General features: G+C 68.2%; 2 protein-coding genes. Both read left to right on the top strand.

Features of this window, described 5'->3' with window-relative positions; translation table 11 throughout:
• On the top strand, positions 1-1,805 hold a 1,805-nt coding region (gene scpA, locus ACFE65_RS17545), incomplete at its 5' end, for a methylmalonyl-CoA mutase (protein WP_375383648.1).
• 11 nt (positions 1,806-1,816) lie between these two features.
• Complete coding sequence (locus ACFE65_RS17550) at positions 1,817-2,176, top strand: lysozyme inhibitor LprI family protein (RefSeq protein WP_375383649.1); 360 nt, start codon at positions 1,817-1,819, stop codon at positions 2,174-2,176.
• Positions 2,177-2,246 lie beyond the last annotated feature (70 nt).

A 2,246-nucleotide genomic window follows, 5' to 3' on the forward strand; every position in this document is an offset into this window, starting at 1 on the left:
ACCATCCGCGCGTGACCGGCGACGTCGGCAAGGCAGGCGTCGCAATCGACAGCGTGGAGGACATGAAGATCCTGTTCGACGGCATCCCGCTCGATCAGATGAGCGTGTCGATGACGATGAACGGCGCGGTAATCCCGATCCTCGCCTTCTTCATCGTCGCGGGCGAGGAACAGGGCGTGCCACGCAGCCTACTCGACGGGACCATCCAGAACGACATCCTCAAGGAGTTCATGGTCCGCAACACCTACATCTACCCGCCCGAGCCGAGCATGCGGATCATCTCGGACATCTTCGGCTATACATCGCGCGAGATGCCTAAGTTCAACAGCATCTCGATCAGCGGCTATCACATGCAGGAGGCCGGGGCGACGCAGCTCCACGAGCTCGCCTTCACGATCGCCGACGGCATGGAATATGTGAAGTACGGCGTCGCGAGCGGGCTCGACATCGACAAGTTCGCCGGGCGGCTTAGCTTCTTCTTCGCGATCGGCATGAACTTCTTCATGGAAATCGCCAAGCTGCGCGCCGCGCGCGTGCTGTGGCATCGCGCGATGACGCAGCTGGGCGCGCGGGACGAGCGCTCCAAGATGCTGCGCACGCATTGCCAGACCTCCGGCGTCTCGCTGACCGAGCAGGACCCGTACAACAACGTCGTGCGCACGACGATCGAGGCGATGGCGGCGATGCTGGGCGGTACGCAGAGCCTTCACACGAACGCGCTCGACGAGGCGATCGCGCTGCCCACCGACTTCTCGGCGCGCATAGCCCGCAACACGCAGATTGTGATCCAGGAAGAGACCGGGATGACCAAGGTCGTCGATCCGCTGGGTGGCAGCTATTATGTCGAGAGCCTGACGCAGAGCCTGGTCGACGGCGCCTGGGCGCTGATCGAGCGGATCCAGTCGGAAGGCGGGATGGCCAAGGCGGTCGCCGCCGGCTGGCCCAAGGCGATGATCGAGGAAGCCGCCGCCGGCCGCGCCGCCCGCGTCGACCGGGGCGAGGACGTGATCGTCGGCGTCAACAAGTACCGCAAGGAGGGCGAGGACCCGATCGAGACGCTCGACATCGACAACGTCGCGGTGCGCGAGGCGCAGGTCGCGCGGATCGCACGGGTGAAGGCGTCGCGAGACCAAGACGCGGCCCAAGCGGCGCTGGATGCGCTGCGGGAGGGGGCGCGGGGCACCGGCAACCTCCTCGCGTTAGCGGTCGTCGCGGCCCGCGCGCGCGCGACGCTTGGCGAGATATCCTCCGCAATGGAGGACGTGTTTGGCCGATACGGCACCAACCCGACGCCGGTCAGCGGCATCTACGGCGGCGCGTACGACGGCGATGCGGCTTGGGCGCGGTTGGAGGATGGCGTCGCCTCCACCGAGCGTCGGCTCGGCCGCCGCCCGCGGATGCTGGTGGCCAAGATGGGCCAGGACGGCCACGACCGCGGCGCCAATCTGGTGAGCAGCATGTTCGGCGATCTAGGCTTCGAGATCGTCCCCGGACCGCTGTTCCAGACCCCGTCCGAAGCCGCAACGCTGGCGATGGAGAAGGACGTGGACATCGTCGGCGCGTCCAGCCTGGCGGCGGGGCACAAGACGCTGATCCCCGAACTGATCGGCCACCTGCGCGAGGCGGGGCGGACGGACATCAAGGTGATCGCGGGCGGCGTGATCCCGGCGCAGGATTACCAGACGCTGCGCGACGCGGGCGTGCAGGCGATCTTCGGCCCCGGCACCAACCTGATCCAGGCCGCGGAGGAGGTGCTGCGCCTGCTCGGCCACAACATGCCGCCACAAGAAGAAGCCGCGGAATAGAGGGAAGTGCCATGCTGATGATTGCCCTGTTGCTCGCGGCGGCCGCGCCGGTCGGTCCGGCGCAGGCGGACGCCGAGGCCCAGGCCGGCACCGACTACGCCGCCGCCGACGCCGCGATGACCGTCCAGTACCGGGCCGCGATGGCGCGGATGCGGACGCGGGACGCGCCGGCGCCGCCCGGGGTGCCGGTGCCTCCCAGCTTCGCCAATTCATTGCTCCAGGCGCAGCGCGCATGGCTCCCGTTCCGTGACTCCGAATGCCTGGCGGAAGCGTTTGCGTACCGCGGCCAGGCGCCGGCCGTCGTGGATACGCAGTGCAAGACGCGGCTGACCGTCGAGCGCACGCGCCAGCTTCGGGCGTTCGCGCAGTGACGCTGCCGATGACGCTGCCCCTGCCGCGCACCGACTGGACGCGGCCCGAGATTGCAGCCCTATTCGACCT

It is taken from the genome of uncultured Sphingomonas sp. (assembly GCF_964237335.1).
Lineage (GTDB): Bacteria > Pseudomonadota > Alphaproteobacteria > Sphingomonadales > Sphingomonadaceae > Sphingomonas.